Origin of the sequence: Mesorhizobium sp. M0522 (assembly GCF_040321085.1) — a bacterium.
In the GTDB taxonomy this organism is placed as follows: domain Bacteria; phylum Pseudomonadota; class Alphaproteobacteria; order Rhizobiales; family Rhizobiaceae; genus Mesorhizobium.
Genome location: NZ_JAMYQW010000006.1, coordinates 212052 through 237599 on the forward strand (window position 1 = coordinate 212052; position 25548 = coordinate 237599).

The window sequence follows — 25548 nt, forward strand, 5'->3', positions numbered from 1 at the left end:
CGAGAAGCCGGTCAAATCCTAAGGAATTCATTCACCGGGTTTTTTGAAAGCTTATTTAGAACCCTGTGCCAAGATGATCCATAGGGCGCATTCTCGGGCGGGCACGGTCGGATCAGTCATGGCAGCTTCCATACTCATAGTCGATGACGATCCCGTGCAGCGCAGGCTGCTCGAGGCGGCGGTGACGAAATTCGGCCACACCGCGATCGTCGCCGATGGCGGCGAGGCCGGTCTCGATCTCGTCGACGGGCCCAATGCGCGCGACGTCTCTGTGGTCATCCTCGACCTTATGATGCCCGGCCTCGACGGCATCGGCGTGCTGAAGGCGATGCGCGAGCGTGGCATCCACATTCCCGTCATCGTGCAGACCGCGCAGGGCGGCATCGAAACCGTCGTTTCGGCAATGCGTCACGGCGCCTTCGACTTCGTCGTCAAGCCGGCCTCTCCCGACAGGCTGCAGGCGTCGATCGGCAACGCCCTCAAGGTCGAAGCGCTCGAAGGCGAACTGAAGCGCTCGTCACGGCAGCGCGGCGGCCATCTGACGTTCAAGGACATGATCACCCACAGTCCGGCGATGGATCGGGTGATCCGGCTCGGCCGCAAGGCGGCGGCGTCCAACATTCCGATCCTGATCGAAGGTGAATCCGGCGTCGGCAAGGAACTGGTGGCGCGCGCCATCCAGGGCAGCGGCGACCGCCGCTCGAAACCCTTCGTCACCGTCAATTGCGGCGCCATCCCCGACAATCTGGTCGAATCGATCCTGTTCGGGCACGAGAAGGGCTCGTTCACCGGCGCCACCGAAAAACATACCGGCAAGTTCGTCGAAGCGCACACCGGCACGCTGTTCCTTGACGAAATCGGCGACCTGCCGCTCGACGTGCAGGTCAAGCTGTTGCGCGCCGTACAGGACGGCGAGGTCGATCCGGTTGGCGGGCGCTCGACCGTCAGGGTCGACATCAGGCTGATCTCGGCAACCCATCGCAACCTGCTGCAGCAGGTCAAGGACGGCAAGTTCCGCGAGGACCTGTTCTACCGGCTGAACGTCTATCCGATCTTCGTGCCGCCATTGCGCGACCGTCGCGACGACATCCCCTATCTGGTCGAGCACTTCATGGAGAAGGTGGCACCCGCCGATCCGCGCCACCGCCTGCGGGGCATCTCGGCTGCGGCGCTTGCCATGCTGCAGGCCTATGATTGGCCGGGCAATATAAGGCAGCTCGAAAATGCCGTCTTCCGGGCTTCGGTGCTTGCCGACGGCGACATGCTGACCGAAGAAGAGTTCCCGCAGATCCGGGCGCAAGTCGAGGGCACGGTCAATCTCGATTCGGGTATCGCCTTGCCAGCTCCAGGGTGGCCAGCTTCAGGGGGGCCAACTCCAGGGTGGCCAGCTTCCGGAGTGGCTTCGGGCAGCCAGCCGCGCGACAACATATCGGCCGCTGGCGGCATCGCAGCCGCCGACGCCGATGCACCAGCCAAGCCTCGTTTCGGCACGCTGCGGGCGCTCGACGAGCGCGGCAATGTGCGTGCGCTGGCCGACGTCGAACTCGAAATGATCAAGCTCGCCATCGATCACTATAACGGCCAGATGAGCGAAGTCGCCCGCCGCCTCGGCATCGGCCGGTCGACGCTCTACCGCAAGCTCAAGGAATACGGCATCGACCCGGAAACCGGCCGCGTCGAACGGCTCGCTTCCTGAGTCATAGGGCCAGGCCGGTTCTCATCCGGACATCATTCCACGCAACTGCGCCTCGAAATGATGTGTTCGCCACAGTGTTCACGTATTAAGGCGGACGGTAACAGATCGTGTTTCGAGCTGGCGCCAAAACATGATCTAAACCAACGGTTTACCAAGATATCCTGCGCAATATTTTTGGCGGGATATCGCCACCGTGTTACCGCATTTCGGCTTCAATAAGCGATGATTAACCATTAGGATCGATATTCGGATGCACACACCTCGCATCCGTTTGGTCAAATCCGGGGACAAAACGGCAGCCTGCAAGGCCTTTTGATTTGAACAGAATCGAACGACACAAAAACGGACGGCATTATCACATGAGCGTCTGGCCGAGATGGCTGGCAGCGGTGATTGTTGCCGTCGGGTTCCTTGCAGCGGCGGCAACCGGCGCCAGCGCCGAGACACGTTCGCTGAAGCTCTATCATCTCCACACGCATGAAAAGGCGGAGATCGTCTACAAGCGCAATGGCCGCTACGACCAGGCGGGCTTGCGAAAGATCAACATCATCCTGCGCGACTGGCGTCGCAACGAGCCGACCAAGATGGATCCGCGGCTGCTGGACCTTGTCTGGGAAGCGTACCGGGAGAGCGGCGCGACCGACTACATCCAGGTCGTCTGCGGCTATCGTTCGCCGGCCACGAATTCGATGCTGCGCAGCCGCAGCAGGGGCGTCGCCGAAAAAAGCCAGCACATGCTCGGCAGGGCGATGGATTTCTATATTCCCGGCGTGCCGCTGAAGAAGCTGCGCGACGTCGGCCTCAGGATGCAGGGCGGCGGCGTCGGCTACTATCCCAGCTCCGGCTCGCCCTTCGTGCATATGGATGTCGGCAATGTACGCCACTGGCCCGGCATCAGCCGCCAGGAACTGGCGCGCGTGTTCCCCAACGGCAAGACGTTGCATGTGCCGAGCGACGGCAAGCCGCTGCCTGGCTATCAACAGGCGCTCGCCTCCTACAAAGCCCGCAAGGGCGCCGGCGCGCCGGCCATTGAACTCGCCAGCGCAAGCGGCGGTGCCAAAAAATCCCGTGGCTTCCTGGCAGCCCTCTTCGGCGGTGGCGACGACGAGGCGGACGACAGCGCCGACGTGGCGATGGCCGAGCCGGCGCCAAAGCCCCGTAACGTGAAGCCGGCGCCGTCCGCCAAGAGCAGCAACCTGCCTGGCATTGCCATCGTGGCGCCTCAGGATGCTAAGCGCGCCGAGATTCCGGAAGTCGCCGATGCTCCGGCGCCTGCGCCTGAACCGGAGAACGACACGCCGGAGACGATCATCGCGGCATTGCCTGCCCGCAGCATCCCGCTGCCGGATTTTGCTCCGCGTCCGAAGACCGACGTCGGCGCTCAGCCGCCTGAAAACGTTCCGTTCGGCGTGGCGGATGCGGCTGGATCGACTGAACAGGCGGTGGCGACCGCGCAATCGCCGGCAAGCGTGACGCCGGCCAGTGTGGCATCGGCAAATGTTCCGTTCGGCATAGCAGACCCGTCTGCCGCGGCCGGCCCGGTGCAGGTCGCTGCAAACAACATTCCCGTGCCGAGCTGGCGGCCCGATCATTCGCTGCCGGCCGATCTTTCGCCGGCGGGTCTTGCGCCGCAGGACAAGCAAGTGTTGCTGGCGCTGGCGAGTGCGGCCGAGCGGAGCAACACCGCCACCGACGCATTCTCGGTATTGCCGTCGGCGCGGCCCGACAGTTCCCAGCCCGACGAGGTCAAGGCCGTTCTGGAACGGGTCAGCGCGACCGACGAATACAAGGTCGCGTCGCTTTCCGAGCAAGCATCGGTGTTCGAGGAACCGGCGAGCGACGACGGGGCATCGAGCGACGGGGCATCGCCGCGCGAGGCCATCGTTGCCCGCCCGGCAGGCTCCGATCCGGCTGCCGTCATCGGAGCGGGCGTGAAGACCACACGCAAGGAACCCAGGGCCACCGCCCGCGACCTGAAGCCCGGCCCCAAGCCGGTGGTGGTCGCCGCCGCGCCGCAGGCCGCCCGGTGGGCGCTGCACAGCGGTGAGTATGTCGCAACCGTTTCAGATGCGACAACGGCGCCGCGCTACGCCTACGACTTCGTCCGTACGGCGCCAAGCGAGGTCTATACGATAGGCTTCCAGCCGGGCAACGAGATGGCCGACGCCAACCGGTTCACCGGCAAGGCCGTCAAGTTCATGTCGGTTGCCCGCTTCAAGACCGAGTAGGCCGCGCCCTCGCGCGGCTGCCTCCACCGCCGGCACTGGCTTCCTTCATCCAGGGATGCTAACCACTGGTCGGCATTCTCCCGCTTCGTCTAATGGTAGGACAGCGCCCTTTGAAGGCGTGAATCGTGGTTCGAGCCCATGAGCGGGAACCAGCCGGCGAACCGGATCGGCCAGATCGGCAGCGGCTTTTGATGCAGAAGATGCTAGCGCCCGAGCTTGCTTGCCGCGCGCGCCAAGGCTTCGATCTCGTCCCATTTGCCGGCCTTGACCAGATCGTCCGGCGCCACCCAGGAACCGCCGACGCAGATGACGTTGGGCAGGCTGAGGTAGTCGGCGGCGTTCTTGCCGGTGATACCGCCGGTCGGGCAGAATTTCACGTCGGCAAGCGGCGAGGCGAAAGCCTTGAGCGAGGCGATGCCGCCCGACTGTTCGGCCGGGAAGAATTTCAGAAAGCGCAGGCCGGCTTCGCGGGCGGCCATGACCTCTCCCGGCGTGATGGCACCGGGCAGCAACGGCACGTCGCTGTCCTTGGCTGCCGCGAGAAGCTCGCGGGTGATGCCGGGGCTGACGATGAACTTCGAACCGGCGGCCGCCGCCTCGCCGAACTGCCGGGCGTCCAGGACGGTGCCGGCGCCGACGACGGCGTCTTCGACCTCGCCCGCCACCCGGCGGATCGCCTCCAGCGCGTCGGCGGTGCGCAGCGTGATCTCGATCGCCGCCAGGCCGCCGCGGGCCAGCGCCCGGGCCAGCGGCACCGCGTCGGTGGGATTGGCGATCTTCAGCACCGGTATGACCGGCTGGCCGTTGAGGAGCGACAGGAGCTTTTCGGTCGTGCTGGGCATTCGTCGTCTCTCCTCTGTTGATCAAGTCGACCGGTTAGCAGAAGGCGGTTTTTCTGTCCACGAAACGCGGCGTGTCGCGATGTCACGCGTGGTGTTCGAAACCTTCCGCGGTCAGACCGCTCCCGGCTCTGCCTTGATCCGGCTGTCGTGAGCGTTTAGTGGCTTGGTGATGACACTTCCCAGCCAAGCCTTCCGCGTTGCCGCGCTTTACCGCTTCGCCCGGCTCGACACCTTCGAGGCGCTGCGCGCGCCGCTCGCCGCCTTCTGCTGCGCACGCGGCATCAAAGGCACGCTGCTGTTGGCGCGTGAGGGCATCAACGGCACGGTCGCCGGCAGTGAAACGGCAATCGCCGCGCTCATCGATCATCTCGAATCCATCGACGGTCTCGCCGGCCTCGAGATCAAATACAGCAACGCCGCACCAATGCCGTTCCACCGCATGAAGGTGCGGTTGAAGCGCGAGATCATCACCATGGGCGTGGACAATATCGATCCGGCCGCAGGTGCAGGCACCTATGTTGCGCCGGCCGACTGGAATGCACTGATCTCGGATACGGGTACCATCGTCATCGACACGCGCAACGCCTACGAGGTGTCGCTCGGCACCTTCAAGGGCGCTGTCGATCCCGCTACTGCCAGCTTTCGAGAATTCCCGGCCTGGGTCGAGCAGCATCGGCATGAGCTCGAGGGGCGCAAGGTCGCCATGTTCTGCACCGGCGGCATACGTTGCGAGAAGGCGACCGCCTATGTGAAGTCGCTGGGCTTCGAGGATGTTTTCCACCTCAAGGGCGGCATTCTGAAGTATCTCGAAGACTTGCCCGCCGAACAGAGCCTCTGGCAAGGCGAATGCTTCGTTTTCGACGAGCGCGTTTCGGTATCGCACGGGCTGCTCGAAGGTGAGGCCGAGCTCTGCCGCGCCTGCCGGCATCCGCTAGCCGTGGAAGACCGGCTGTCGCCGGAATATGCCACCGGCGTTTCATGCCCGCATTGCTTCGATGCCCGCTCGGACGAAGATCGCGCCCGCTACGCCGAGCGCCAGCGCCAGGTCGAACTGGCGCAAGCGCGCGGCGATCGCCATATCGGAAGTTAGCTTCACGTTAAGCAACTTCACGTCAAGCAACAGAAAAGCGATCGATGACCCACAGCCATGTCCCGTCGTTCTGCCGGCGCGCGACCTCGGTGGTGATGGTGCCATCGGGAAGCCGGGTCGAGGTGAGCGCCAGGTCGCCATTGACGACAGCCGGGCGCTGATCTCCGGACTGAAATTTTCGGCCGGTTGCGGTGATCTCCGAGAACAGCCCCCGGATGGCTTCGCGGCCGAACGTCAGTTGTCCGCCACCGCTGTCGATGACGGCATGCTGCTCGAAAAGCGCTGCCATGCCGTCAATGTCTCCGACCCACTGCCGCGAAATCAGCAGGCGCTCCAGCTCCTGGGGATCGCGTGCCGGCTGGCGGTCTGTCTCATCGGTCATGCCAGGCTCCTCTCAAGCGACATGCCGCGACATTAGTCGAAGTCGGGGGCGGTTTCGACACGTCCAATGTCCCGAGCGTCGCGTGTTTTTTGGGCGCGGAAGGAGGCTGCAGCACTGTAATTTCCGCGTGAAATCCCAGCAGATGTCGGTGCGAGGTCATGCGTGGCAGCGGGCAAAAGGATGCGCCGCGTCATTGTAATGTCAAACTGCGGGACCTAGGTCTTCGACGTGCAAACCTGCCCGCGCACCTTCGGCCGGGCCAATTCTGGAGGCATAGATGTTCGATCCCAAGAAGCTCCTCGACGATCTGCTCGGCTCGCAAATTCCCGGCACCGGATCGACCGTCCGCGACAAGGCCGGGCAGGCGGTGCAGATGGCCAAGGACAATCCGCTTGCCGCCGGTGCGCTGGCCGCGGTGCTGCTCGGAACCGGCCCAGGCCGCCAGGTCACCGGTGCGGCGGTGAAGCTTGGTGGGTTGGCCGCGATCGGCGGCCTCGCCTACAAGGCCTACCAGAACTACAAGAACGGCAACGCGCCGGCCGAGACGCAAGCTGCAGGCGAACCGGAATTGCTGCCGCCGCCGGCCGATACCGCCTTCCATCCGTCGCAAGCGCCGCAGGGCGAAGACGAGTTCACGCTGACGCTGGTCAGGGCGATGATCTCGGCGGCGAAGGCCGACGGTCACGTCGATGACGAAGAGCGGCAGAAGATCGCCGGCAAGCTCAGCCTCGCCGGCGTCGGCGCCGAAGCGGAGAAATTCCTGATGTCGGAACTGGAGGCGCCGCTCGATCTGGATGTGCTGATCGCCGGGGCCAAGACCGATGCGCAAAAACTGGAACTCTACACCGCCTCGCGTCTTGCCATCGATCCGGACACGCGGGCCGAACGCGGCTATCTCGACCTGCTTGCTGGCCGTCTCGGCCTGCCGGACGCGCTGGTCGATCATGTCGAGGCGACGGTGACGGCGGCGAAGGTGCCGGCAGCGGGCAGCACGGCCAAGCCGGTGAGCGGTTCGCGCTGGTAGCTTGGGGGAGGAGCCTCGGAGAGCTCGGCGGCATTCGCGTTAGCTTCTCGTTAATCCGGTGGGCGCATGATTCAGGCAGTCGGATCGGCTTTCCTCCTCCCAAGCCCGGTTCGGATCAGGGGCGGTCGCTAATGGCCGCCCTTTTTGTGAGCACAGGCTTTGGGCCGGCTTGCCATGGTTCCCGTCATTTGCGATGCCTCGTCCCTTTCAGGGAGTACAGCCATGACCGACTATAAAACCGCCATCGTCACCGGCGCCGGTACGGGCATCGGCAAAAGCGTCGCCACGGCGCTGCTCAAGGCCGGCTGGAACACGGTCTTCTGCGGTCGCCGCAAGCCGGTGCTGGAGGATGCGATCGCCGCGGCCGGGCCGACGCAGGCCAAGGCATTGGCCTTCGCCTGCGACATCAGCAAGGCCGATCAGGTCGACGATCTGTTCGAGACGGTGGCGGCGGCTTTCGGGCGCGTCGACCTGCTCTTCAACAATGCCGGCACGAGCTACAAATCGACATTGATCGACGATATCCCGGTCGAAGTGTGGAACGACGTTGTCGGGGTCAATCTCACCGGCTCGTTCCTGTGTGCTCGCGCCGCGTTCGGCGCCATGCGCAGGCAGCAGCCGATGGGCGGCCGCATCATCAACAACGGCTCGGTATCGGCCTATGCGCCACGGCCGGGCTCGGTGCCCTATACGGCGACCAAGCACGCTATCACCGGGCTGACCAGGACGCTGGCGCTGGACGGCAGGCCCTTCGACATTGCTTGCGGTCAAATCGACATCGGCAACGCGCTGACCGACATGGCGCAAGCGATGACGGTCGGCGTGCCGCAAGCCAACGGCACCATTGCCGCCGAAGCGGTGATGGATGTCGAGCGCGTCGCCGATGCCGTCCTCCATATGGCCAGCCTGCCGCTCGACGCCAACGTGCTGTTCATGACCGTGATGGCAACCAAGATGCCATTTGTCGGGCGAGGCTAAATTAGTCTCAACCCGGTCCTAAATCAGGGCCGGGTGACCGGAAGCGGCACGCCGGGTAAATATAGCGAAATCGGGCGGATTTCGTAGACGGCGGTCGGATTGACGCGGCGAAGGTCGCGCGCAATGTCGATGGCGGCGTCACGGTTGGCGCAGTCGACGACATAGAGCCCCAGCAATTGTTCCTTGGTCTCGGCGAAGGGGCCGTCGATAACCATTCCGGTGCCTGGCCCGCGCAAGGTGCAGGCGTCTTGTGTCGCGCCGAGCCGGGCCGCCGGCCCAAGGGTGCCTTGCCGGTAGAGCCGATCGTTGATCTGGAGAAGATCGGTCATCAGCGCCGCATCCTGCTCAGGCGTCAGTGCCGTAATCGCTTCTTCCTCGTGATAGGCAAGAATGGCATAGAACATCTGGCGTCTCCTTTCGTCGTCCTCACTTCGCCAGGAACGCCTCGATCCGCTCCAGCGCGCGCAGGATGTTCTCCTCGGAATTGGCGTAGGACAGCCTGACATAGCCTTCGCCGAGAATGCCGAAATCGGGGCCGCCGATCAGCGCCACGCCGGCATCCTCGAGCAGCGCCGAGGCGAGCTTCTTGGCCTTCCAGCCGGTCTTGGAAACATTGGGGAAGGCATAGAAGGCGCCTTTCGGCGTAATGCAGGAAACGCCGGGCAAGGCATTCAACCCCTCGACCACGACCTTCCTGCGGCGGTCGAAGGCGCGCATCATCTTGTCGACATCGTCCTGCGGGCCGTCGATGGCGGCAATGCCGGCATACTGGCTCGGCGCGTTGACGCAGGACCAGCAATTGACCGCCAGCTTGCGCACCTTGTCGTAGAGATGCGCGCCCTTGTCGCCATTCGGCCAGATCGACCAGCCCATGCGCCAGCCGGTCATCGCCCAGGTCTTCGACCAGCCGTTGAGCACGATCAGCCGGTCGCGGATTTCGGGGAAGGCGAGCAGCGAGCAGTGCGTCTCGCCGTCATAGGTCATCACGTCGTAGATCTCGTCGGAGAGGATGGCGACGTCCGGGTGCGCTTCCAGCCCCTTGACCAGCTTCTCAATCTCGGCGCGCGGCGTGACGCCGCCGGTCGGATTGGCCGGCGAGTTGAGAATCAGCAGCCTGGTCTTCGGCGTGATCAGCGCCAAGGTCTCCGCAGCCGAAAAGGCAAAGCCGTTCTCCTCGCGCATCGGCACCGGGATGGGGGCAGCACCGGTGAACTCGATCATCGAGCGGTAGATCGGAAAGCCGGGATCGGGATAGAGAATTTCGGCGCCCGGCTCGCCGAACATCAGGATGGCCGCGAACATGGTCGGCTTGCCGCCGGGCAGGATCATCACCGCTTCGGGCGAGACTTCGACGCCGGTAGTGGCCAGCGTGCGGCGGACCACCGCTTCGCGCGTCGCCAGCAGGCCGTTGGCCGGCGTATAGCCGTGATGGCCGTCGCGCAGCGCCTTGATCGCGGCCTCGACGATGTGCTGCGGCGTCTTGAAGTCGGGCTGGCCGATGCCGAGATTGACAATGTCGCGGCCCTGGTGGGCAAGTGCCGTGGCACGCGCCAGCACTGCGAACGCATTTTCCTCGCCGAGGCGGTCGAAGGCCGAAATCGTGTGGAGCATTTTTCCTGTCCGTGTGGTTCTTTCAGCGAGCGTGCGTTTTTGTGAGCGTCCGCCCGCAAAAGTCAAACGGATTGGAGTTTTCGGTGTCGGAAAATCTCAAGAATTGGCAACCGCGCCCGCGGCCCGAACGCAAGGTGCTGGAGGGGCGAACTGTCAGGCTGGAGCCGCTCAACGCCGAAAAGCACGGCGACGGCCTGTTTGAGGCCTCGTCGGTGGCCGATGTCGACGGCCGCTTTGCCTGGCTGCCAGACTACCCGCCGGAGAGCCGCGCCGCCTTCCAGCCATGGCTGGACAAGGCGGAAGCCAGCGAAGACCCGCTGTTCTTCACGGTCATCGACAAGGCCAGCGGCAAGGTCGCCGGGCGCCAGACGCTGATGCGCATCGACGCCACCTACGGCGTCATTGAGATCGGCAACATCTATTGGGGCCCGCTGATCTCGCGTAAGCCGGCCGCGACGGAAGCGCAGTTCCTGTTCATGAAGTATGTCTTCGACGAGCTTGGCTATCGCCGCTACGAATGGAAATGCAACAATCGCAACGAGCCGTCGAAGCGCGCGGCGGAACGTTTCGGCTTCAAGTTCGAGGGCATTTTCCGTCAGCATCTTGTGGTCAAGGGCGAAAACCGCGATACCGCGTGGTATTCGATCATCGACAGGGAATGGCCTGATCTGCGCAGAGCCTATGAGGCGTGGCTCGATCCGGCTAATTTCGACAGCGATGGCCAGCAGAAGCGGCGGCTCGAGGATTTCCGCGCCGAGTTCGGCGCCTGACCATGCTCCCGAAAAGTGGTATCCGGTTTTTCGGGTAAGATCATGGTCAAATAGAAAGATAGAGCCTCCATCCCGAGTCTGCCGGGATGGATCAGGCTCTAGCAGGGGCTATAGATGGCGCATACCCACGACCACGCTTCGCAGGTCCACGACCACAGCCATCGCGCAGGTCATGTGCACGGCTCGACCGACAAGAAGCGCGTGCTGATCGCTGCCTGCCTGACCGCCGGCTTCATGGTCGTCGAAGCGCTTGGCGGTCTCTTGACGGGATCGCTGGCGCTGCTGGCGGATGCCGGCCACATGCTTGCCGATTGCGTCGCGCTCGGCCTTGCCTGGTATGCCTTTCACCTTGCGAGCCGGCCGGCGACCGTGCGCCTCACCTACGGCTTCGGCCGGGTCAAGACGCTGGTCGCCTACACCAACGGCATCGCCATCTTCGCCATCGCGCTGTGGATCGTCTACGAGGCTTGGGGCCGCTTGCAAGCGCCGGCTCCGGTGCTCGGCGGGCCGATGCTGGTCGTCGCGATCGCCGGCCTGCTGGTCAATCTCGGCTCGTTCTACGTGCTGCATGGCGGCGACCGCGGCAGCCTGAACATGCGCGGCGCCATCCTGCACGTGCTTGGCGACCTGCTAGGCTCGGCCGCGGCGATCGTGGCGGCGCTGGTGATCCTGGCGACGGGCTGGACGCCCATCGATCCGATCCTGTCGGTGCTTGTCGCGCTGCTGATCCTGTCCACGGCCTGGTCGCTGATGCGCGAGGCCGCCCACGTCCTGCTCGAAGGCGTGCCGGCAAGCCTCGACCGCGACCTGATCGCCAGGGACATCGAAGGCTCGATCAAGGGCGTGCGCGAGGTGCATCACATGCATGTCTGGTCGATCGACGGTTCCAGCAACATGGCGACGTTGCATGCCTGCCTCAATGACGGCGTCGACGCGCATATGGCGGTCAGCGCGATCAAGAAGCGGCTTGCGGCGGAACATGGCATAGCCCATGCCACGGTCGAACCGGAATTCGGCCGATGTGCCGACAGCCATGAGCATGATGACGAGCACGATCATGCGCATGATACGGCACCGCACCGCGGCCATTATCACTGACTTCGGGAGTTCTGGGCATTGGCAACGATTGACATGAACTCTCGCCACCCTGGCGCCGCGTGATGGACCGCGACACCCGCAATGCGGCGATCGGCGCCGCCTGGGTTTTGCTGCTGTTCGGCATCGCAGCCTATTATCTTCCAACAGTGATGCTGGCGGTCGGCAAGGTCTCGACGGTGCTTGCCGGCGTCGTCGCGGCGATCTTCATGGTGGCAATCTTCGTCGTGTTCTGGCTGCGTAGCCGCAGCCAGCGCAAAAAGGGAAAGTGACATGCGCATTCTGATTACCGGCGCGGCAGGCATGGTCGGCCACAAGCTCATCGCCAGGTTGGCCAAGGACGGGACGCTCGGCGGCCGCAAGATCGCCGCGCTCGACCTTCACGACATCGTGCCGCCGCAGGCGCCGGTCCTCGACAGCGTCGGCATTAGCGTCCACACCGGCGACCTTGCAGCGCCGGGCGCGACGGCAAATCTGGTCGCGCCGCGCCCCGACGTGATCTTCCATCTCGCCGGGGTGGTGTCGGGCGAGGCGGAGGCCAATTTCGATCTCGGCTATCGCGTCAATCTCGACGGCACAAGGGCGCTGTTCGATGCCATAAGGCTAGCGGGGTTTGCGCCGCGCGTCGTCTTCACCTCGTCGATCGCCGTGTTCGGCGCCCCATTCCCGGATGTCATCCCGGACGAGTTCCATCCGACGCCGCTGACCTCCTACGGCACGCAAAAGCTGATCGGCGAGGCGCTGCTTGCCGACTACACGCGGCGCGGCTTCTTCGACGGCATCGGCATCAGGCTGCCGACCATCTGCGTCAGGCCGGGAAAGCCGAACAAGGCGGCCTCAGGGTTCTTCTCCGGTATCATCCGCGAGCCGCTGAGCGGCCATGAAGCGATCCTGCCGGTGCCGCGCTCGGTCGTCCACACACACGCCAGCCCGCGTTCGGCGGTGAATTTCCTGATCCATGCGGCTCAGATCGACGGCAGTGCCGTCGGCCCGCGCCGCAACCTGACGATGCCGGGCGTCGCCGTCACCGTCGGCGAACAGATCGAAGCGCTGGAACGTGTCGCCGGCGCCAAGGCGGTGAAACTGATCCGCGAGGAGCCCGACGAGACGATCTGGGCGATCGTCAAGGGCTGGCCGACGCGCTTCGAGGCGCGGCGCTCGAGGGAACTTGGCTTTGCCGCCGAAACGAGCTTCGACGAGATCATCCGCGTCCATATCGAGGACGAGTTGGGGGGCAGGATCTAAGGTGGCTCAGTCCTTTCCCTTCTCCCCTTGTGGGAGAAGGTGGATTGGCGCGTAGCGCCAAGACGTTGAGGGGTGCTGGACGAAGCGCTGTCGGTGCCAAGCTGGAACACCCCTCATCCGTCGCCTTCGGCGACACCTTCTCCCACAAGGGGAGAAGGGAGAGCCGCGCCTGGGCGTCAGGCGCCAGTCAGGCTGGCCGAGAGCAGCAGCAGGCCGAACAGGAAGACGAAGGCGGCGCCGCCGATCTCGACGAAGGAATGGATGCGGTTGCCCATGCGGCCGTCGCCGGCGAAATACACCGCCCAGTTCTTCGCGGTCACCGCAAGCGTCGCCAGGGCCGAGACGGTGATTGCGGTGCCGAGCGCCATGGCCAGCACCGACAGGATGCCGCCGAACCACAGCCCGTTCAGCAAGGCGAAGCTCAGCACGATCAGCGCGCCTGAACAGGGGCGGATGCCGACGGCAGCCACCGCCGACCAGGCCGTGCGCCAATCGAAGCGATCACCGGAAAGCAGCGCCGGGTCGGGCGCATGCGAGTGTCCGCAGGTGTCGCTGACCTCGCCCGCCGCATGGCTGTGGTGATCGTGTGCAGCATGGGCGTGGTGGTGGTCGTGGGCGCCGTGATCGTGATGGTCATGCGCATGATCGTGGTGGTCATGCGCATCAAGCGCGTGGGAATGTGCCGCATGGGCATGTGAATGGCCGGCATGTGAATGGCCGGCATGGGCAGCCGAGAGGCTGTAGCCCGGATTTGCGCCGAACAGGCGAAGGATGGCCGGGCCGGCCTTGCGCCACAGCAGCCAGGCGCCGAACAGAGTGACGAAGACATAGCTCATGATTTCGAGGAACCATGCGGCGTCTGTCATCGAGACAGCAGTGCCGCGCAGCAAGAAATAGGCGACCAGCATCACCACGATCGCGGTCAGCGCCTGCAGCAGGGCCGAGACGAAGGACAGCATGATGCCGCGCCGGAGCGCCACTTCATTGGCCACCATGTAGGAAGAGATCACCGCCTTGCCGTGACCGGGGCCGGCGGCGTGGAAAATGCCATAGGCAAAGGACAGGCCGATGAGCAGCCACAGCTTGCTACCGTCCTGGCGCATCGCCTTCATCGCGCCGGCAAGCGCATGATAGAATTCCTGCTGGCGCAGATTGATCCACATCAGGATGTGGGCGAACGGGCCGGTGGCGGTTGGAGCCATGCCGTCATTGGTGCCGATGCCGAGTGAACTCTGGGCGTGGGCGGAGCCGAGAAAGTGCGTCATCACAAAGGCGACGGCCAGAAGACCGAATGCCAAACGCAGGAACGGTTTGGTCACTGGATCTATCCTTCCGGCTGACAGGTCAGTTCAAGCTTGGTGGCAAAGATCTTGCTCATGTCGGTGCCTGTCGGATCGTTGAAGAAGGCCTCGGTCAGGGTCTTCTGGTTCTGGGCGATCGCCTCGTCCGGGTTCGGGCGGACAACCTTGCTGGTGCAGGTCGGGGGCAACCCATCGACCTGCAGATTGGCATCCTCGGTGAAATCGATCGCGGTGTAGAAGGTCGGGTCGTAGACGCCGATATCTATCTTGCCGCTCAGTTTGATCGGCACCTTCGGTTCAGATTCAAACAGGATGATCAACTGGTCATTGTCGAAATTGGCCATCAAATGAGGCGGCGGGGTCATTGCCACGTCCTTGCCGTCGACGGTAACGAGCTGGAAATAGTTGAATTCGGCAAGCGAGGCATGGACGGTGTCGGCGACATCCTTCAGCTCCTTGTCGTCGAGTTTCAGGTCGGAATTCTTGTCGAACTCCATCATCACCGTGCTCGAAAACAAATCATCGAAGCGCCAGACATGGCGCAATGCCTTCACAGTTTGGTGATCCGGGCCGAGGACCACTTCGAGGCGGGCTTCGGCGAAGACGTGGGGATGCACCTCAGCCGGCCCGACGGCGGCAAACGTCGCGGTCAAGGCCGAAGCCAGCATGATGGCTTGCTGTTTCAGGTGCATTCTCGGTCGCGATTCAATCGGCTTCGGTGAATTGCCGACAGTTACCAGAAAGGGGGCGAAAATGGGACCGCAACGCGGCTGAAAGCTCATGCGTTGTCCAGCGTCTTGAACCACTGCACCAGGAAGTCGACGAAAACGCGAACTTTTGCAGGCAGATAGCGCCGGTGCGGATAGACGGCAAAAATGCCGCCGCCGGGCAGAATGCGGTCATCCAGCGCAGTCACCAGCTTGCCGCTTTCGATGTCGGGCGCGGCGATAAAATCCGGCAGGATGGAAAATCCCAATCCAGCCACGGCGGCCGCCCTCGCCGCCATCGGGCTGTTGACCTCGATCGGGCCAGAGACCGAAACGCTCACAGTATCGGCACCGTCGCCCTTGAACGGCCAGTTGGTCAGCCAGCGGCCATTGGTGTCGATGATGCAGGGCACGCGGGCAAGGTCTTGCGCCCTGACCGGCATGCCGTGCCTGGCGATCAGTTCGGGAGACGCGCAAAGCCGTACCGAAAATGGCGCCAGGCGCCTGGCGATCAGCGAGGAATTTTCCAGCCGCGAAATGCGCACCGCCAGATCGAAGCCCTCCTCGACCAGATCGACGAAACGGTCGTCGAGATGGATGTCGAGCACGATGTCGGGATGCTGCTTGGCGAAATCGATCAGCGACTGGCCGATCGGCGCGTCGGCGAAAGTACGCGGCGCCGACAGCTTGATCCTGCCGCGCACGTCGCCGGAGGATTCGCGCACCGCATCGGCAAGGCTGTCGACCTCGCGCACGATCTCCGAGGCGCGCCGGTAATAGGTGTGGCCGGCTTCGGTCATCGAGAACTGCCTGGTGGTGCGGTTGAGCAGTAGCGCGCCGAGCTCGTCCTCCAGCTCGCGCACATATTTCGACAGCAGCGCCTTCGAGCGGCCGATCTTGCGTGCCGCCGCCGAAAAGCCTTCGGCCTCGACGACATCGATGAAGGCGCGCATGCGGGTCAGCGTATCCATGTCATGCGCCTCCTTGGTGGGCTGAAAGGATGCGGGCGGCGAGCGTAATCAACTGCCGGTCGCTGTTCTTCGGGCCGAGCAGCGAAAGACCGAACGGCGCCCCGCCGGTCTTGCCGAGCGGCAGCGTGATCTGCGGAAATCCAGACAGGCCGGAAAGACACAGCAATCTCAGCGCGCGCTCGCGATAGATCTGCAAATCATCAAATAATTCGGCCTTGAGCGGCGCGGCACCCGGAGCGGTCGGAAGCACAAGAACGCCGTCCTCGCCAAGCAGGTCGGTAAGCTCGAGGCGAAACGAAACGCGACGTTCCGTTTCGTGCTGCGCGGTTGCCGGGCCGACGGTCGCGCCATGCTCGAAGCGCTCCTTGACGCCGGGTCCCAGCATGCGGTCGCCGCCAGCGATCCAGGCGCCGTGGCTTTGCCAGGCTTCATAGCCTTGCAGCTTGCGGAAGCACCAATAAAGATCGTCGGTGGAATGCGACAGCGGGCCAACGCTGCGCGGCGCGCCCAGCACCGAAGCGACACTGCGGACCATGGCGCGATATTCCTCGGCCTCCAGCGGGCCGAGCACGAGGCTGTCCAGCGCGTCGAGGGCAAGAGGGCGTACCAGTTCGTGGCGGTGCGGATCGTCGCCGAGCAGCACCGTGCCGACCTTTTCGTAGGTGACGATATCCCTGGCAAACCAGCCGAACGTGTCCAGCGAAGGCGCCAGCGGCATGGCGCCGTCGAGCGAAATGCGGCCATGCGTGGTCCTGAGGCCGATCAGGCCGCAGAAGCTTGCCGGCGCACGGATCGAGCCGCCGGTGTCGGAGCCGGTGGCGATATCGGCCAGCCCGCCGGCGACTGCAGAAGCAGAACCCGAGGACGAGCCGCCGGTGACGCGGTCGGGTGCCGCCGGATTGATCGGCGATGGGAAATGCGCGTTCAGCCCCAGCAGGGAAAAGGCGAGTTCGTCGGTCTGCGTCTTGCCGACGAAGCGGGCGCCCGAATCAAGCAGCGTCTGGACGGCCGGCGCGGTGGCCGTGGCCGGCGAGGCTTCGCGGTATTTCTGCGGATTGCCGCAACCGGTGCGGTACCCGGCGACGTCGAAGATATCCTTGACGGCCAACCGCAAGCCGGCAAGCGGGCCGGATTGCGCATTGGTAACAGGGACTTGATCAAGATCGAGAAAAGCGTTCAGCGGGCCGCGAGTGCCTGTCATGCGTTCGATATCCGGGTGTGCTTGCCGCAGCATTGTTCTTCTGGTCCCGCAGCATTGTTCGATGCCACAAATTTTACAACCTGCGATACGATTTTTATTGATTGTGAAATCTTTCGATCTTATATCGCGCTTGCCCAAAGTCGCACGTGCCTGTGGGTGTCCGCCGATCCTCGAATGGTGAGGGCAATCGGTAAGGTAACTGGAGCCATCCCCTCCAGTCGGTTTAGCGGCCAACCGCCAACCGAGGACACCTTGAAGCAACGACGGTGCGGGCCTTTCTGGTGTTCTGCCGGTCGTCCAAAGACCGGGGTTACTGAAGAGGCACACCTTCATTGCCGGCAGTGCGGACGGGTCTCCCATCCAAGCCAAGGCAGACAAAGCGAACCGAGGCCGGGCAAGGCCAAGGTTCACCGCCGCGAGACGGCGCTTCATGGTTCCGGGGTCTCCACCGGCTGGTTCCATGGATTTCCGTCCCGCCTTTGTCCACCGCGTGTTCGCGAGGCCGAGAGCCCGCGTCCGCAAGCCTTTGTGCGCGCCGAAAGGCGCTGATGGAGAGACCCCGATGGCTACCCAGCGCATCCTTGACTTTCTCGCCACCCGACGTCCGAACGGCCCGTGCCTCGTCGTCGACCTCGATGTCGTGCGCGACAATTTCCGCGCCTTCGAGAAGGCGCTTCCCGATTCCAAGATCTACTATGCGGTGAAAGCAAATCCGGCGCCGGAAATCCTGCGCCTGCTTGCTGCGATGGGCTCGTCCTTCGACACCGCTTCCGTTGCCGAAGTCGAGATGGCGATGGACGCCGGTGCGCCGGCGGACCGCATCTCCTTCGGCAACACCATCAAGAAGGAGCGCGACATCCAGCGCGCCTACCAGCTCGGCATCCGGCTGTTTGCGGTGGACTGCGTCGAGGAGGTCGAGAAGATCGCCCGCGTCGCTCCCGGCGCCCGTGTGTTCTGCCGCGTCCTGACCGACGGCGAGGGTGCCGAATGGCCGCTGTCGCGCAAGTTCGGCTGTGTGCCGGCGATGGCGGTCGACGTGCTGCGCCATGCCAGGGCGCTCGGCCTCGACGCCCATGGCGTATCATTCCATGTCGGCTCGCAGCAGACCGACCTGACCGCCTGGGATCGCGCGCTGGCCGACGCCAAGAAGGTGTTCGCGACGCTGGCCGACGAAGGCATCGTGCTGAAGATGGTCAATATGGGCGGCGGCTTCCCGACCCGCTATCTCAGGGATGTGCCGGTGGCGCAGGCCTATGGCCAGGCGATCTTCTCGGCGCTCAGGAAGCATTTCGGCAACGCCATCCCCGAGACGATCATCGAGCCGGGCCGCGGCATGGTCGGCAATGCCGGGGTGATCAAGTCGGAGGTCGTGCTGATCTCGAAGAAGGCCGATAACGACAATGTGCGCTGGGTGTTCCTCGACATCGGCAAGTTCGGCGGTCTTGCCGAGACCATGGACGAGGCGATCCGCTATCCGATCGTCACCGCGCATGACGGCAGCGAGACCGCGCCTTGCGTGCTCGCCGGCCCGACCTGCGATTCGGCCGACGTGATGTACGAAAAGACGCCGTACCCGCTGCCCTTATCGCTGACCATCGGCGACGAGGTGCTGATCGAGGGCACCGGCGCCTACACGACGACCTACGCCTCGGTCGCCTTCAACGGCTTCGAGCCTCTCCGATCCTACGTGATCTGAGGGCTCGCAAGAGTTGCTCAGATCATCCCCGGTGGGCGCCTGTCGCCCGCCCGGGCTCGCCTGTGGAACAATCCGCTTGTGAAGGATCGCGGAAATGAACATTGCAGATCTCATCGTTGAAGGCGTGGGAATCTCCCCCCTCGAGGGGGAGATGGCCGCGAAGCGGCCAGAGGGGGTCGGTTCGACTGGACTCGGCCTCCTGCCGCAGATGGAGGCCGGCGCTTCACGCGCGACAACCCCCTCTGTCGCCTTCGGCGACATCTCCCCCTCGAGGGGGGAGATTGCGGTCGTCGCCGAAACCGCCGCCGACGTCCCGGCTCGCGAGGCTTTGCTCGATCGCGCCATGGGGCCGAAGCGCCGGAAGAAGTCGTCGGAAAAGCTGCGGCGCGGCCGCCGGCCTTCGGAAGGCCTGGCCTTTGTCGCGCGCGACGCGTCGGGCACTGTTGCCGGCACGGTGCGGCTGTGGGACGTGGTGCTGGGCGAGGGCAGCACGGCAGCGCTGCTGCTCGGCCCGCTTGCGATCGACCCGGCGCTGAAAAATGCCGGCATCGGCTCGGCGCTGATGCGCCATGCGGTCACTGAGGCCGAGCGGCTTGGCCATGCGGCGATCCTGCTGGTCGGCGACGCGCCCTATTACGAGCGCTTCGGGTTTTCGGCCGCAAAGACCGGCTCGCTGGCCATGCCGGGGCCTTACGAGCGGCACCGCCTGCTGGCGCGGGAACTGGTTGTCGGCGCACTCGACGGCGCGCAAGGCACGCTGAAGGCGGCAGGGCGCAAGCTGAAGGCGCGAAGACTGCCGCTCGCTGCCTGATGGTTCGAAGCAAGCCGCCCGCCATCGTGCGGCGGCTTGTTTCACCTCAAGCGATCAGCCGATCAGTTGGCTGAGCGCCATGGCGACGCTCATGTCGCCTTCGACCTTTATCTTGCCGGACATGAAGGCCATGGTCGGGTTGAGGTCGCCTGATATCAGCGAGTCCAGATCGTCGAGCGAAAGCTTTATGGTGCAGTCGGCCGGCCCGTCGATGGTCGAGACATCAGCGCCGTCGATGACGATGACACCGTCGCCGCCGGTATCGAACTTCACGGAACGGTCGAACCCGGCACTCGCCACGCGCGCGCTGATCTTGTCGGCAATTTCCTGAACGCCCATGGCGGTTCTCCTCGTCTCGTTGCGTTTGTCGCTCATTGGCACTTCGATCCGGGACACTTCGATCTGGCCGAAGTCGCCGTCTTGCGCATTTCGCGATCACGGTCGCCGGCGCATATAGCTTCGGGTTGACGTTTACGTCAACGCGGCTCCCCGAGATGAAGATGGGGTTTATCGCCGCAGCATCACGCGGGCATGACACCTCGGCGGCCTGCATGTTGCCACGCGATGTTGCCGAGGGTATCAGGCACCCACGAATATCGGCGAGCCGCCCCGGTGCTTTCCAGAAACGAACCGCCCAGAAACGAACCGCAAGTCTATGCCCGCCGGTTGCGCGCGGTGCTGATCAGATCGATCCCGCTGCTCGAGGCGCGCGGTATTGCCGTCGTCATTCTGGCTGCCCTGGCGGGGTGATGGCGGGTGCGCTGGTCACCGGCATGAGCGGACTGGTGCAGGTCCTGCACGGGCTTATGTTCGGCGTTCAGCCCGGCGGTCGGCTTTCGGCGATGTTTTCGCTGCAAAGGCCGGAGCAGGCGCTGATCCCGGCGATCGGCGGCATCCTGCTCGGGCTGACGGTGATCTGGCTGAGAAAGCGGAAGTTCCGCACGCCGGTCGATCCGATCGAAGCCAACGCGCTTTATGGCGGCCGCATGTCGCTGACCGACACCTTCATCATCGCCGGGCAGACGATGATCTCGAGCGGCTTCGGCGCTTCGGTCGGGCTCGAGGCCGGCTATACGCAGGTGGGTTCGGGCCTGGCGTCGCGGCTGGCGCGCTTGTTCAGGCTGCGCCGCAACGATGTCCGCATCCTGGTCGGCTGCGGTGCCGCCGGCGCGATCGCCGCCGCCTTCGACGCGCCGCTGACCGGCGCCTTCTACGGTTTCGAGCTAGTCATCGGCATCTACTCGGTCGCCAATGTTGCGCCGGTGATGGCCGCCGCGATCTCGGCCTCGCTGACCGCAGAGGTGTTCGGCGGCGTGCCGTTTCCGCTGGAGCTCGCCGGTCTGCCGCAGCTCACCGTCAGCCAGTATTTGCCGTTCATGCTGCTCGGGCTTCTGGGCGGCGGTGCTTCCATCGCCATCATGCATCTGGTGAGCCTGATCGAGCGCCTCTTTGCCCGGCTGTCGATCGACGCCTCGCTGCGCCCCGCCTTCGGCGGCGTGATGGTCGGGCTGCTGGGGCTGGTCACGCCGCAGGTCCTGTCCAGCGGCCATGGCGCGCTGCACCGCGAATTCGCGATGAATTACGGGCTGGCCGTGGTGGCCAGCGTCTTCGTGCTGAAGCTGGCGGCCTCGGCGATCTCGCTCGGCTCCGGCTTCCGCGGCGGCTTGTTCTTTGCCTCGTTGTTTCTCGGCGCGCTGCTCGGCAAGATGTTTGCCGGCGCGATGGCATTCGTCTCGCCGGCGACCGGCATCGACCCTGCCGTCGCCGCCGTCGTCGGCATGACCTCGCTCGCCGTCGGCGTCGTCGGCGGCCCGTTGACGATGACCTTCCTGGCGCTGGAATCGACCCGCGACCTGACGCTGACCGGCGTGGTGCTGGCCGCCTCGCTCATGGCGGCGATCCTGGTGCGCGAAACGTTCGGCTATTCCTTCTCGACATGGCGCTTTCACCTGCGCGGCGAAACGATCCGCAGCGCGCATGATGTCGGCTGGATGCGGAGCCTGACTGTCGGCTCGATGATGCGAAAGGATGTCCGCACCATCGACGCCTCGACGACGCTTGCGGAATTCCGCAAGCAGGTGCCGCTCGGTGCCTCGCAGCGCGTCATCGCGGTTGACGCCGACCTGCATTATGTCGGCGTGCTGATCGTCGCCGAATTGCACAGCCATTTGTCGGATGACGAGATGCCGGTGCTGTCCTTCGCCAAATTCAGGGATGCGGTGCTGGTGCCGAGCATGAACGTGCAGACGGCCGCCGAGACCTTCCAGCGCGCCGGCGCCGAGGAATTGGCGGTGGTCGAAGATTTCACCGATCGCAAGGTGGTCGGTCTGCTGACCGAAGGCCACCTGATGCGGCGCTATGCCGAGGAACTCGACAAGGCGCGGCGCGATCTGTCGGGAGAGGGGTAGCCGCGTCCTGTCCCGATAGCGATGCGACACACATGTCGGCTGCTGCGTAAGGAGGGCTCACGTCAACGGCCCGCTAATCGCGGGCTCCGAAATCCGATTGCGCGGACTGTCTTCTTCCTTGTGGAAGAGTGTCTTGAAGAAAAGAGCGTCGGGAACCGCCTTGATTACTTTTGCGATCACGGCGGTCGCGAGCACGGCAAACGCTAGGCGACCGAGAAGCACGCTCGTAACATCAGCGCCAAGTGTGACAACGACCAACGTATCCTCAATGAGGCTATGGGCAAAACCCATGAACACGCAGGCAAGGAATATCTGACGCGGCTCGGCGCTAGGCGTGCGCGCCTCGCGGATCAGCAGTCCTGCGCCATAGGAAATCCCGAGAAACAGGCCAACAGCGGCGAAAGGTACCGTCTGCTTTTCGATGCCGGCGAGCCGAAAGAGCGGTGCAAGCCCTCTGTTCATCCACTCCAAAATGCCCGACATCTTGAGAAGCTCGATCACCCAGCTCAGCGCAAGCAGAACAACGAGCATGATGCCCAGGGTTTTGAGCGTACCCAGGAGAAAGCCGCCCCAGTCGGTGCTTTCATTCGTCGGCATCCACGCCGGCTTCACCGGTCCTGACAGCCATCCGGTCACGGCGAATATCTGATGCAGAAGGACAGCAAAGACCAAACCCCCGCCAATACGAAGCGCCGCGGTGACCAGGAAGCTCGGCCCGGCCCTCTGAATGATCCGTTGCTCGATCGGAATGGCATGTGCAAACAGCAAGAGAGCCGAAAGAACCGTCATGTCGGCAGTGCTGAGCGCCGAAACCGGAACCAAGGTGAGTACGATCACAAGCGCGCCCCAGATCCCGACCAGCAATCCCGTCAGCCAGGCAAAGGCGAGTTCAGGTGGCAACCCCACCTGCAACATGAGCGGGGAGAAGAACGGAGAAATCGCCTGGATGACGCCAAGGTCCTGCAGCAGCCGCGTGGCAATCGCAACCGGAACGATCACGCGAACCAGTTCCCAATAGATTTCAAGCGTCTCCAATGTCTTGCGATAGAAGGCGGCGCAAATTGCCATCATGCTGCTCCATCATTCCTGGAGCCGTCTGAGTAGCGTGAGACGCTTCGCATTTGTGGTCAAAGTTTGCGATTCCGTGCAATAAAATTGCAACGCACCGACGATGAGCGCGACCGACATGGACAAGATCGACAGAAGGCTTCTCAACCTGCTCCAGGATGATGCCTCACGAACTAACGCCAAACTGGCGGGGTTAGTCGGGCTTTCCCCTTCGAGCTGCCTGCGCCGCATACGACGACTGAAGAAGAGCGGTGTCATCAGCCGCGTTGTCGCGCTTCTCGCACCGGCAAAGGCTGGCCGGGGCTTGAAGGCGATCGTCGCCGTCGAACTGGAGCGTCATGGCGAGCAGTATATGAGGGACTTTCTCGAGTTGGCCGCTCAGGAACCGGCCGTCACTCAGGCCTACAGTGTGAGCGGCGAAACCGACGCCGTCCTCATGCTCCGCCTGACGGATATGGAAGAGTTCGATGCGCTGTGCGAGCGACTGTTCCGAGACCGAAGCAACGTCGCGCGATACCACACGATGTTCGTGATCCGAACGGCCAAGGAAGTGACCGCAATTCCACTGTAGTGTTCGGGTTGCGATAGACCTGCCAGGCCCTGAATTCAGCGGCCCGGCGGAGAAACTCTACGAACATTTCAATATGCCGAAAGGGGGTAGTGAAGGCAGCTTGGAGGCAACGCCTCGCGCACGCGAGGACAATCGCCAGCGCCGAATGTCGGAATTGGGCGCCAGCTCGACGCATTTCATGGCGCCTCCCTCACGCCCAGGCATGAAGCTGTCCTTGTTGGCTCAAGGAGAATTTGCATGCGTGGTCATTGCTTATGTGGCGCTATTGCCTTTGAAGTCGATGGCCCGGCACAGGCCTGCGTGGTCTGTCATTGTGAAAGTTGTCGGCGGCAATGTTCTGCGCCGATGACCTCCTATATTGGCGTCTTGAACGGCCAATGGCGATGGCTGGGCAAGCTACCGAAGGTATTCAACTCTTCTCCCGGTGTGGAAAGAACATTTTGCGATCACTGTGGCACGCCGCTGTCCTTCCGCCCAAAGAACATGTCTGATGTCATGCATTTTTTTGCGGCAGCGATGGAGGAGCCAGAAAAATTTGCACCTACGCTGCATGTCGCTTTTGAGGAGAAGCTCCCTTGGTTGAAACTCGCCGACAACCTGCCGACTCGTTTTGGGCCTGACTATACGAAAGACTAGGAGCTGCTCGCATCGAGACAAACGGTGGAAGCTGCGGACAGCATCCGGAAGCGAGATGATGCCTCCGTCCGTTCAAACGGCGGTCGAACATTATCGATCGCGGCTGCTCTCGACCTGCTTGAGCGGCAGCAGGTAGGCGATGATCTGCTGATCGCCGAGTGCTGGATCAAAGCCAATAATGTCGGAGGCGAAAAGGTCGTGGGCGGGGCGTCTCTCGAAGCCAAGGCTTTCATACAGCTTGTATGCAGACGTCATGGACGAGGCAATGTGAAGCGCAAGGCCGCCTGAGCCCTGCAGACGCGCTTGCATGACGCACCATTCGCAAAGCGCGCGGCCATATCCGCGGCCCTGTGCCGAGGGAACAACCGCGAGAGTCCTGAGGCCTGCCAGCCCGGGCGGCCAGCCCATGCCGTCAAAGGCGGCATCGGCGTAGTAGGTGACCGTCCCGACGAGGCGTCCCTCGGCTTCGAGCACCGCGACGCTAGCTTTCGCCCATCTCCCCGCGACATCCCGCGCATCCTTGACGTAGGGCTCGAAGATGTGCGGTGCCAGAACGGGCCGTAACGATGCGAAAGCCTCTGAGACGAGCAACCCAATTCCATCCAGTTCCTGACGGCTTGCCAGGCGGACGCGTGGCTTGGATGCGATCTGCATGCATGTCCTCACTGCTCCAGTAATTCGACCGTATGTAGGGCTCCCTCCGGCTGGCTGGACTTCGCCCGGCTTCGGCCGTCGGCCGTATCCCGCAGCGCGATTCACCCGGAGAGGTTCGCCTGCCACAATAATGACCGGCAGCAAGATTCCAACGGACCTGAGCCGCCGAGCCGCGACGACGAGTTAATCGGCGGAGCACCTCAAACTTTCGGTAACAGTTTGCTCATGCTTATGCGCTCCTCGACCTCGTATCCGCACTTTCGGTAGAACCCAAGAACCGTCGAATTGGAAGCGACAATTTGGAGGTTGATCTTTATGCAACCAAGGCCGGCGAGCCGCCTTTCGGCCTCATGGATGAGGGCCTCGCCGATCCCTTTTTGGCGATGGGACTGCAAGATAGCGATGCGCGATATCCACCCTCGATGGCCGTCATACCCGGCCATGATCGATCCGACGACCTGATCGGCCTCTATCGCCACCAAAAGCAGGTTCGGCTGATGCCTCAGCTTCTCGCGAAGCGGGAGCGATCGTAGTTGCGCGACATCTCGAGCCCAGACTATCCG

The 25548-nt window shown here is 63.6% G+C and carries 25 protein-coding genes, 1 tRNA gene and 1 pseudogene; 15 read left to right on the plus strand and 12 right to left on the minus strand.

Features of this window, described 5'->3' with window-relative positions; all coding sequences use genetic code 11:
* The first annotated feature begins 118 nt into the window (after positions 1 to 118).
* From NKI58_RS10650 to NKI58_RS10660, 3 genes are all read left to right on the plus strand, one after another.
* A complete protein-coding gene (locus NKI58_RS10650) occupies positions 119 to 1696 on the plus strand; it encodes a sigma-54-dependent transcriptional regulator (protein WP_352785672.1) in 1578 nt (525 codons plus the stop codon).
* 359 nt (positions 1697 to 2055) lie between these two features.
* Positions 2056 to 3924 (plus strand): peptidoglycan L,D-endopeptidase MepK, encoded by a 1869-nt coding sequence (gene mepK, locus NKI58_RS10655; RefSeq protein WP_352785675.1) that lies wholly within the window; start codon positions 2056 to 2058, stop codon positions 3922 to 3924.
* A 78-nt stretch (positions 3925 to 4002) separates the two neighbouring features.
* Positions 4003 to 4076: transfer RNA gene (locus NKI58_RS10660), tRNA-Gln, on the plus strand.
* Between the two features lie 51 nt (positions 4077 to 4127).
* On the opposite strand, the gene NKI58_RS10665 is transcribed toward NKI58_RS10660, so the two are convergent.
* Positions 4128 to 4766, minus strand: a complete 639-nt coding sequence (locus NKI58_RS10665; protein ID WP_352785678.1) for a 2-dehydro-3-deoxy-phosphogluconate aldolase — start codon at positions 4764 to 4766, stop codon at positions 4128 to 4130.
* Between the two features lie 169 nt (positions 4767 to 4935).
* On the opposite strand from NKI58_RS10665, the gene trhO reads away from it, so the two are divergent.
* Complete coding sequence (gene trhO / locus NKI58_RS10670; RefSeq protein WP_502898810.1) at positions 4936 to 5856, plus strand: oxygen-dependent tRNA uridine(34) hydroxylase TrhO; 921 nt, start codon at positions 4936 to 4938, stop codon at positions 5854 to 5856.
* Between the two features lie 22 nt (positions 5857 to 5878).
* Here the strand turns inward: trhO and NKI58_RS10675 are convergent, their stop codons facing one another.
* Positions 5879 to 6238: a YybH family protein gene (locus NKI58_RS10675; protein WP_352785683.1), complete on the minus strand. Its 360-nt coding sequence runs from the start codon at positions 6236 to 6238 to the stop codon at positions 5879 to 5881.
* Positions 6239 to 6515: 277 nt separating this feature from the next.
* Here NKI58_RS10675 and NKI58_RS10680 point away from each other — a divergent pair, with 277 nt between their 5' ends.
* Together NKI58_RS10680 and NKI58_RS10685 are read left to right on the plus strand one after the other, a co-directional pair.
* Positions 6516 to 7262, plus strand: a complete 747-nt coding sequence (locus tag NKI58_RS10680) for a tellurite resistance TerB family protein (RefSeq protein WP_352576091.1) — start codon at positions 6516 to 6518, stop codon at positions 7260 to 7262.
* 222 nt (positions 7263 to 7484) lie between these two features.
* Positions 7485 to 8240 (plus strand): SDR family oxidoreductase, encoded by a 756-nt coding sequence (locus tag NKI58_RS10685; protein WP_352825236.1) that lies wholly within the window; start codon positions 7485 to 7487, stop codon positions 8238 to 8240.
* A 23-nt stretch (positions 8241 to 8263) separates the two neighbouring features.
* Here the strand turns inward: NKI58_RS10685 and NKI58_RS10690 are convergent, their stop codons facing one another.
* Both NKI58_RS10690 and NKI58_RS10695 read right to left on the minus strand, forming a co-directional pair.
* Positions 8264 to 8644, minus strand: a complete 381-nt coding sequence (locus NKI58_RS10690) for a YciI family protein (protein WP_254816974.1) — start codon at positions 8642 to 8644, stop codon at positions 8264 to 8266.
* Between the two features lie 22 nt (positions 8645 to 8666).
* Positions 8667 to 9851, minus strand: coding sequence for a pyridoxal phosphate-dependent aminotransferase (locus NKI58_RS10695; RefSeq protein ID WP_352568120.1), 1185 nt, complete (start codon positions 9849 to 9851; stop codon positions 8667 to 8669).
* 83 nt (positions 9852 to 9934) lie between these two features.
* Here NKI58_RS10695 and NKI58_RS10700 point away from each other — a divergent pair, with 83 nt between their 5' ends.
* The 4 genes from NKI58_RS10700 to denD all read left to right on the plus strand — a co-directional run bounded on the left by NKI58_RS10700 (position 9935) and on the right by denD (position 12961).
* Positions 9935 to 10621, plus strand: a complete 687-nt coding sequence (locus NKI58_RS10700; RefSeq protein ID WP_352568119.1) for a GNAT family N-acetyltransferase — start codon at positions 9935 to 9937, stop codon at positions 10619 to 10621.
* Positions 10622 to 10735: 114 nt separating this feature from the next.
* Positions 10736 to 11719, plus strand: coding sequence for a cation diffusion facilitator family transporter (locus NKI58_RS10705; RefSeq protein WP_352568118.1), 984 nt, complete (start codon positions 10736 to 10738; stop codon positions 11717 to 11719).
* A 62-nt stretch (positions 11720 to 11781) separates the two neighbouring features.
* Positions 11782 to 11988, plus strand: a complete 207-nt coding sequence (locus NKI58_RS10710) for a hypothetical protein (protein ID WP_352448198.1) — start codon at positions 11782 to 11784, stop codon at positions 11986 to 11988.
* A 1-nt stretch (position 11989) separates the two neighbouring features.
* The gene (gene denD / locus NKI58_RS10715; protein ID WP_352785690.1) at positions 11990 to 12961 is read left to right on the plus strand and encodes a D-erythronate dehydrogenase; all 972 of its coding nucleotides are present in this window, start codon (positions 11990 to 11992) and stop codon (positions 12959 to 12961) included.
* A gap of 176 nt (positions 12962 to 13137) precedes the next feature.
* On the opposite strand, the gene NKI58_RS10720 is transcribed toward denD, so the two are convergent.
* From NKI58_RS10720 to NKI58_RS10735, 4 genes are all read right to left on the minus strand, one after another.
* A complete protein-coding gene (locus tag NKI58_RS10720; protein ID WP_352785722.1) occupies positions 13138 to 14289 on the minus strand; it encodes a nickel/cobalt transporter in 1152 nt (383 codons plus the stop codon).
* Entirely contained in the window at positions 14286 to 14954 is a 669-nt protein-coding gene (locus NKI58_RS10725) for a DUF1007 family protein (RefSeq protein WP_352785692.1), read from the minus strand. Before NKI58_RS10725 ends, NKI58_RS10720 begins: the two co-directional genes overlap by 4 nt.
* A gap of 86 nt (positions 14955 to 15040) precedes the next feature.
* Positions 15041 to 15940 (minus strand): LysR family transcriptional regulator, encoded by a 900-nt coding sequence (locus NKI58_RS10730; protein ID WP_352785694.1) that lies wholly within the window; start codon positions 15938 to 15940, stop codon positions 15041 to 15043.
* Position 15941: 1 nt separating this feature from the next.
* Entirely contained in the window at positions 15942 to 17141 is a 1200-nt protein-coding gene (locus NKI58_RS10735) for an amidase (RefSeq protein ID WP_352588042.1), read from the minus strand.
* A gap of 562 nt (positions 17142 to 17703) precedes the next feature.
* Here NKI58_RS10735 and odc2 point away from each other — a divergent pair.
* Entirely contained in the window at positions 17704 to 18837 is a 1134-nt protein-coding gene (gene odc2 / locus NKI58_RS10740; protein ID WP_023675424.1) for an ornithine/lysine decarboxylase, read from the plus strand.
* Positions 18838 to 19045: 208 nt separating this feature from the next.
* Positions 19046 to 19648: a GNAT family N-acetyltransferase gene (locus tag NKI58_RS10745; protein WP_352785725.1), complete on the plus strand. Its 603-nt coding sequence runs from the start codon at positions 19046 to 19048 to the stop codon at positions 19646 to 19648.
* Positions 19649 to 19702: 54 nt separating this feature from the next.
* On the opposite strand, the gene NKI58_RS10750 is transcribed toward NKI58_RS10745, so the two are convergent.
* On the minus strand, positions 19703 to 19987 hold the full coding sequence (locus NKI58_RS10750) for an SCP2 sterol-binding domain-containing protein (protein WP_352588487.1): 285 nt from the start codon (positions 19985 to 19987) through the stop codon (positions 19703 to 19705).
* Positions 19988 to 20314: 327 nt separating this feature from the next.
* Here NKI58_RS10750 and NKI58_RS10755 point away from each other — a divergent pair.
* Positions 20315 to 22056: pseudogene (locus NKI58_RS10755) on the plus strand (chloride channel protein).
* 57 nt (positions 22057 to 22113) lie between these two features.
* Here the strand turns inward: NKI58_RS10755 and NKI58_RS10760 are convergent.
* Positions 22114 to 23124: a nucleoside recognition domain-containing protein gene (locus tag NKI58_RS10760; RefSeq protein ID WP_352830137.1), complete on the minus strand. Its 1011-nt coding sequence runs from the start codon at positions 23122 to 23124 to the stop codon at positions 22114 to 22116.
* Between the two features lie 118 nt (positions 23125 to 23242).
* Between NKI58_RS10760 and NKI58_RS10765 the strand changes: the two genes are divergently transcribed.
* The gene (locus NKI58_RS10765; protein WP_023675430.1) at positions 23243 to 23695 is read left to right on the plus strand and encodes an Lrp/AsnC family transcriptional regulator; all 453 of its coding nucleotides are present in this window, start codon (positions 23243 to 23245) and stop codon (positions 23693 to 23695) included.
* Positions 23696 to 23932: 237 nt separating this feature from the next.
* Positions 23933 to 24331, plus strand: a complete 399-nt coding sequence (locus NKI58_RS10770; protein WP_352785702.1) for a GFA family protein — start codon at positions 23933 to 23935, stop codon at positions 24329 to 24331.
* Between the two features lie 90 nt (positions 24332 to 24421).
* On the opposite strand, the gene NKI58_RS10775 is transcribed toward NKI58_RS10770, so the two are convergent.
* Both NKI58_RS10775 and NKI58_RS10780 read right to left on the minus strand, forming a co-directional pair.
* Positions 24422 to 24985 (minus strand): GNAT family N-acetyltransferase, encoded by a 564-nt coding sequence (locus NKI58_RS10775; RefSeq protein WP_352785704.1) that lies wholly within the window; start codon positions 24983 to 24985, stop codon positions 24422 to 24424.
* Between the two features lie 200 nt (positions 24986 to 25185).
* A complete protein-coding gene (locus NKI58_RS10780; RefSeq protein WP_352785728.1) occupies positions 25186 to 25545 on the minus strand; it encodes a GNAT family acetyltransferase in 360 nt (119 codons plus the stop codon).
* Positions 25546 to 25548: the final 3 nt, after the last annotated feature.

Bases quoted from the DNA above. Each gene is read 5' to 3' on its own strand.
- NKI58_RS10685 (WP_352825236.1), top strand. From the start codon at position 7,485: ATGACCGACTATAAAACCGCCATCGTCACCGGCGCCGGTACGGGCATC.
- NKI58_RS10690 (WP_254816974.1), bottom strand. From the start codon at position 8,644: ATGTTCTATGCCATTCTTGCCTATCACGAGGAAGAAGCGATTACGGCA.
- NKI58_RS10730 (WP_352785694.1), bottom strand. From the start codon at position 15,940: ATGGATACGCTGACCCGCATGCGCGCCTTCATCGATGTCGTCGAGGCC.
- NKI58_RS10770 (WP_352785702.1), top strand. From the start codon at position 23,933: ATGCGTGGTCATTGCTTATGTGGCGCTATTGCCTTTGAAGTCGATGGC.
- denD (WP_352785690.1), top strand. From the start codon at position 11,990: ATGCGCATTCTGATTACCGGCGCGGCAGGCATGGTCGGCCACAAGCTC.
- NKI58_RS10750 (WP_352588487.1), bottom strand. From the start codon at position 19,987: ATGGGCGTTCAGGAAATTGCCGACAAGATCAGCGCGCGCGTGGCGAGT.
- mepK (WP_352785675.1), top strand. From the start codon at position 2,056: ATGAGCGTCTGGCCGAGATGGCTGGCAGCGGTGATTGTTGCCGTCGGG.
- NKI58_RS10695 (WP_352568120.1), bottom strand. From the start codon at position 9,851: ATGCTCCACACGATTTCGGCCTTCGACCGCCTCGGCGAGGAAAATGCG.
- NKI58_RS10775 (WP_352785704.1), bottom strand. From the start codon at position 24,985: ATGCAGATCGCATCCAAGCCACGCGTCCGCCTGGCAAGCCGTCAGGAA.
- NKI58_RS10765 (WP_023675430.1), top strand. From the start codon at position 23,243: ATGGACAAGATCGACAGAAGGCTTCTCAACCTGCTCCAGGATGATGCC.
- NKI58_RS10710 (WP_352448198.1), top strand. From the start codon at position 11,782: ATGGACCGCGACACCCGCAATGCGGCGATCGGCGCCGCCTGGGTTTTG.
- NKI58_RS10680 (WP_352576091.1), top strand. From the start codon at position 6,516: ATGTTCGATCCCAAGAAGCTCCTCGACGATCTGCTCGGCTCGCAAATT.
- NKI58_RS10725 (WP_352785692.1), bottom strand. From the start codon at position 14,954: ATGCACCTGAAACAGCAAGCCATCATGCTGGCTTCGGCCTTGACCGCG.
- NKI58_RS10675 (WP_352785683.1), bottom strand. From the start codon at position 6,238: ATGACCGATGAGACAGACCGCCAGCCGGCACGCGATCCCCAGGAGCTG.
- NKI58_RS10745 (WP_352785725.1), top strand. From the start codon at position 19,046: ATGGAGGCCGGCGCTTCACGCGCGACAACCCCCTCTGTCGCCTTCGGC.
- odc2 (WP_023675424.1), top strand. From the start codon at position 17,704: ATGGCTACCCAGCGCATCCTTGACTTTCTCGCCACCCGACGTCCGAAC.
- NKI58_RS10665 (WP_352785678.1), bottom strand. From the start codon at position 4,766: ATGCCCAGCACGACCGAAAAGCTCCTGTCGCTCCTCAACGGCCAGCCG.
- NKI58_RS10705 (WP_352568118.1), top strand. From the start codon at position 10,736: ATGGCGCATACCCACGACCACGCTTCGCAGGTCCACGACCACAGCCAT.
- NKI58_RS10650 (WP_352785672.1), top strand. From the start codon at position 119: ATGGCAGCTTCCATACTCATAGTCGATGACGATCCCGTGCAGCGCAGG.
- NKI58_RS10760 (WP_352830137.1), bottom strand. From the start codon at position 23,124: ATGGCAATTTGCGCCGCCTTCTATCGCAAGACATTGGAGACGCTTGAA.
- trhO (WP_502898810.1), top strand. From the start codon at position 4,936: ATGACACTTCCCAGCCAAGCCTTCCGCGTTGCCGCGCTTTACCGCTTC.
- NKI58_RS10735 (WP_352588042.1), bottom strand. From the start codon at position 17,141: ATGACAGGCACTCGCGGCCCGCTGAACGCTTTTCTCGATCTTGATCAA.